This is a genomic window from Mycobacterium sp. 1245852.3, from assembly GCF_001669335.1.
GTDB lineage: Bacteria > Actinomycetota > Actinomycetes > Mycobacteriales > Mycobacteriaceae > Mycobacterium > Mycobacterium europaeum_A.
This window is the reverse complement of record NZ_LZLL01000423.1, coordinates 1-4,256: the sequence shown is the minus strand read 5'-3', so window position 1 is coordinate 4,256 and position 4,256 is coordinate 1. Positions and strand designations below refer to the sequence as shown.

Annotated in this window: 4 protein-coding genes; 3 read left to right on the top strand and 1 reads right to left on the bottom strand. The window is 66.6% G+C overall.

All coding sequences use genetic code 11. The annotated features are described in order from the left end of the window. A partial coding sequence (locus A9W96_RS18825; RefSeq protein WP_067142014.1) for a nuclear transport factor 2 family protein occupies positions 1–265 on the top strand: 265 nt, incomplete at its 5' end. Then, positions 262–1,305: a TIGR03857 family LLM class F420-dependent oxidoreductase gene (locus A9W96_RS18820; RefSeq protein WP_082972448.1), complete on the top strand. Its 1,044-nt coding sequence runs from the start codon at positions 262–264 to the stop codon at positions 1,303–1,305. The genes A9W96_RS18825 and A9W96_RS18820, both read left to right, overlap by 4 nt. 15 nt (positions 1,306–1,320) lie before the next feature. On the opposite strand, the gene A9W96_RS18815 is transcribed toward A9W96_RS18820, so the two are convergent. Continuing rightward, positions 1,321–2,817, bottom strand: coding sequence for an acyl-CoA carboxylase subunit beta (locus A9W96_RS18815; protein ID WP_067142008.1), 1,497 nt, complete (start codon positions 2,815–2,817; stop codon positions 1,321–1,323). Positions 2,818–3,026: 209 nt separating this feature from the next. Here A9W96_RS18815 and A9W96_RS18810 point away from each other — a divergent pair, with 209 nt between their 5' ends. Then, a complete protein-coding gene (locus A9W96_RS18810; RefSeq protein ID WP_067142005.1) occupies positions 3,027–4,247 on the top strand; it encodes a cytochrome P450 in 1,221 nt (406 codons plus the stop codon). Positions 4,248–4,256 lie beyond the last annotated feature (9 nt).

The following is a 4,256-nucleotide window of genomic DNA, read 5'->3' as shown; positions in this document are numbered from 1 at the left end:
GGTCGGTGGTGCGCGCACGCTGACCCACGCCGAAGCGGTGCAGCGGGTGGTGGACATGTGGGAGCTGGCCGATTCGCTGCACTTCGACCTCAACATCGTCATCGAGGGCGACGACGGCGAGCACGTGGCGATCGTCTACGACTCGACGATCACCACCAAGGACGGCACCGAGACCAATATCGCCAGCATCGAGGTGTTCCGCGTCGTCGATGGCAAGATAACCGAGGTGTGGAACGGCGGCTACCAGCAAGGGGTTTGGAATTGACTGACCGGACGCTTGATGAATTGGGGTTCTACCTGTTGGCCGGGGCGGGCGGTGCGGGCCCGGCGACGTTGATGGACGAGGCCCGCCGCGGCGAGGAACTCGGCTTCGGCACCGCCTTCATCTCAGAGCGGTGGAATGTCAAGGAGGCGTCGTCTCTGGTCGGGGCGGCCTGCGCGGTGACCAACCGGATGCAGATCGCCACCGCCGCAACCAATCACAACACCCGTCATCCGCTGATCACCGGGTCGTGGGCGACCACGATGCATCGCCTGTCGGGCGGCCGGTTCACCCTGGGCGTCGGCCGAGGCATCGCCGCGATCTACGGGGCCTTCGGCATCCCGGCGGTGACGACGGCGCAGATGGAGGACTGGGCCCAGGTCATGCGGCGGCTGTGGCATGGCGAGCTGATCTTCAATCACGACGGCCCGATGGGCAAGTACCCCATCCTGTTTCTCGATCCCGACTTCAACGAGGATATTCGACTGGCGCTGGTGGCCTTCGGTCCCAACACCCTCGCGCTCGGGGGGCGCGTGTTCGACGACGTCGTACTGCACACCTATTTCACCCCGGAGACCTTGCAGCGCAGCGTCAAAACCGTGAAGTCGGCCGCCGAGAAGGCCGGCCGCGACCCGGACAGCGTGCGGGTGTGGTCGTGCTTCGCCACCGTCGGTGACCATCTGCCCGAAGAACTGCGGCTGAAGAAGACCGTGGCGCGGCTGGCCACCTACCTGCAGGGCTACGGCGATCTGCTGGTGCAAACCAACAACTGGGATCCCGCTGTGCTGCAACGGTTTCGCGACGACCCGGTGGTCACCTCGATCGCGGGCGGGATCGATCACAAGGGCACCGCCGAGCAGATCGAGCACATCGCGACGCTGATCCCCGAGGAATGGCTGGAGCCCTCGGCCACCGGGTCCGCGCAGCAGTGTGTGGATCGCATCCGCAAGGAATTCGACTACGGGGCCGACGCGCTCATCATGCACGGCGCCACCCCCGACGAGCTCGAGCCGATCGTCGCGGCCTACCGCGCCGCTAAGTAGCGCGAGCAGAAAAAATCACGGCATGATGACGGTCCGGGTGACCGGTTCGGCGGCGGCCTGCCTGCTGGACAGGCCGCGCTTCAAGGACGCGAGCAACGCGTCGCGCGTCTCCCGGGGATCGATGAGTTCGTCGAAGCCCATGTGTTCGGCCGACCGGAAGGACGCCTCCAGCTCGGCGTTGCGCAGCTTGGCCGAGAGGTCCTCGCCGGCGTGTGACGCGCGGCTGAGCGCCGCGGCGCTCATGGCGCCCATCGTCGCCCCGGGATAGGCGAAGGTCGCGACCTGATGGTCGAAGCCCAACAGCGACATGACCATCGACCCGAACCCGTACGCCTTGCGCAGCGTCAGATGCAGCTTCAACGTGGTGGCGGCCGTCTGCGCGGCGAACATCCGTGCGCCGGCACGCAGCACGCCGCTGCGCTCGGAGCGGCTGCCGGGCAGCATGCCGGGATTGTCGGCGAGGAAGACGATGGGCAGGTGGAACGAGTCGGCCACCATGATGAAGTGCGCGGCCTTGTCGGCGGCGTCGGCGTCGATGGAGCCCGCCAGCACCTGAGGCTGGTTGGCCACCACCGCAACCGGGTGACCGCCGAGGTGGGCCAGCCCGCAGATGATCGCCTTGCCGTACTGCGGCTGCACCTCGAACCAGTCTGGGCTGTCGAAGATGACGTCGAGTACGGCGCGCATGTCGTAGACGCGGCGGTTGTCCCGCGACACGATGTCGAGCAACTCCGGCGTCTGCCGCGGCTCGGCGGCCTCGTCGGCGGGCAGCGGCGGCGGATAGGACCATGCGCTCGGCGGGAAGTAGGACAGATAGCGGCGGACGTCGTCGAGGACGGCCTCGTCGTCCTCGGCGACATTGTGGATCACGCCGCTCGGCAGGGCGACGGTCGGTCCACCGAGGTCCTCCTTCGAAATCTCTTCTCCGGTGGACTCTTTGACGACAGGCGGTCCGGCGGTAAAGATCGCTCCCTGCCTGCTCATGATCCGGAAGTCGCAGACCGGCGCCACCAGTGCGCCGTGCCCGGCCGAGGGGCCGAGCACGGCGGCGACGGTCGGGACTCGGCCCGAGCACTGCGCCTGGGCCAGCAGGTCGGTGGGGGTCCGACCGTAATGGCCACCGGTGGGCCGGAAGCCGGCCCCCTCGAGCAGCATCACCAGCGGAATCTTGTCCCGGACCGCCAGTTCGGCGATGCGGTACCGCTTCGAGTTGCCACCGGGGCCGATGCTGCCCGCCATGGTGGTGAAATCCTCGGCCCCCAGCATCACCGGTGAGCCGTTGATCTCCCCGGAGCCGACAACCAGGCCGTCGGCCGCGATCTCGCCGCCGACCAGGGTGCCCAGCTCGCGGAACGTGCCCGGGTCGAGCAGGTAGTCGATGCGCGCACGGGCGTCGAGCTTGCCCTTGCCGCGATGCTTGTCCAGCCGCTCCGGCCCGCCCATGTCCCACGCCTGCCGGCGGCGCCGCTCGAGATCCTCGAGCGTTTCTCCCCAATCCTGGGCTTTCGCCATTCCTATGTCCTACCTCACGGAGATTCGTCGCGCGACCAGTCCTTTGGTGGCGACCCGCCGCGCCCGGCTACGCCGCGCTTGCGATCGCCACGTTGCAGGGTCACATACTGGATTGCTTACTGTAAAGTTACCCGCATGTCTGACGCCGCTCGTCGGGAGGTCGACCAGGCGTCCCAAATCGAGGAGTCTCACCAGTGAGTGCAACGACGATGGACGAGGCCGCGAAGCTCTTGGCGGACCCGTTGGCGTACACCGACGAGCGGCGGCTGCATGCCGCGCTGACGCACTTGCGCGCCAACGCCCCGGTGTCGTGGGTAGAGGTCCCGAATTACCGGCCGTTCTGGGCGATCACCAAACACGCCGACATCATGGATATCGAACGCGAAAACATGCTCTTCACCAACTGGCCCCGGCCGGTGCTGACCACCGCCGAAGGTGACGAGATGCAGGCGGCCGCCGGGGTGCGGACGCTGATTCACCTGGACGACCCGCAGCACCGGGTGGTGCGCGCGATCGGCTCCGACTGGTTTCGCCCAAAGGCGATGCGGGCGTTGAAGGTTCGGGTGGACGAACTAGCCAAGACCTATGTCGACAAGATGATGGCGGTCGGCCCAGAATGCGACTTCGTGCAGGAGGTCGCGGTCAACTACCCGCTCTACGTCATCATGTCGCTGCTGGGGCTGCCCGAGGCCGATTTCCCGCGGATGCTCAAGCTGACCCAGGAGTTGTTCGGCAGTGACGACTCCGAATTCAAACGCGGGAGCACCAACGAGGATCAGCTGCCGGCGCTGTTCGACATGTTCCAGTACTTCAACGGGGTGACGGCGTCTCGTCGTGAGCACCCGACCGAGGACCTGGCGTCGGCGATCGCGAATGCCCGGGTCGACGGCGAACCGTTGTCGGACATCGACACGGTGTCCTACTACCTGATCGTGGCCACCGCGGGCCACGACACCACCAGCGCGACCATTTCCGGTGGGCTGCACGCCCTTATCGAGAACCCCGATCAATGCCGGCGCCTGCGCGACAACCTGGACCTGATGCCGCTGGCCACCGAGGAGATGATCCGCTGGGTGACACCGGTCAAGGAATTCATGCGGACCGCCGCCAAAGACACCACCGTGCGGGGAGCGCCCATCGCCGCGGGCGATTCGGTGCTGCTGTCCTATGTTTCGGCCAATCGTGACGAGGACGTCTTCAGCGATCCGTTCCGCTTCGACGTCGGTCGCGACCCCAACAAGCACCTTGCCTTCGGTTACGGTGTGCACTTCTGCATGGGTGCGGCGCTGGCCCGCATGGAGGTCAACAGTTTCTTCTCCGAGTTGCTGCCCCGCCTGGAATCCATTGAACTGACCGGTGATCCGGAATTGGTCGCCACCACCTTCGTGGGCGGCCTCAAACACCTTCCGGTGCGCTACTCGCTGACCTGAGCGCGGCCG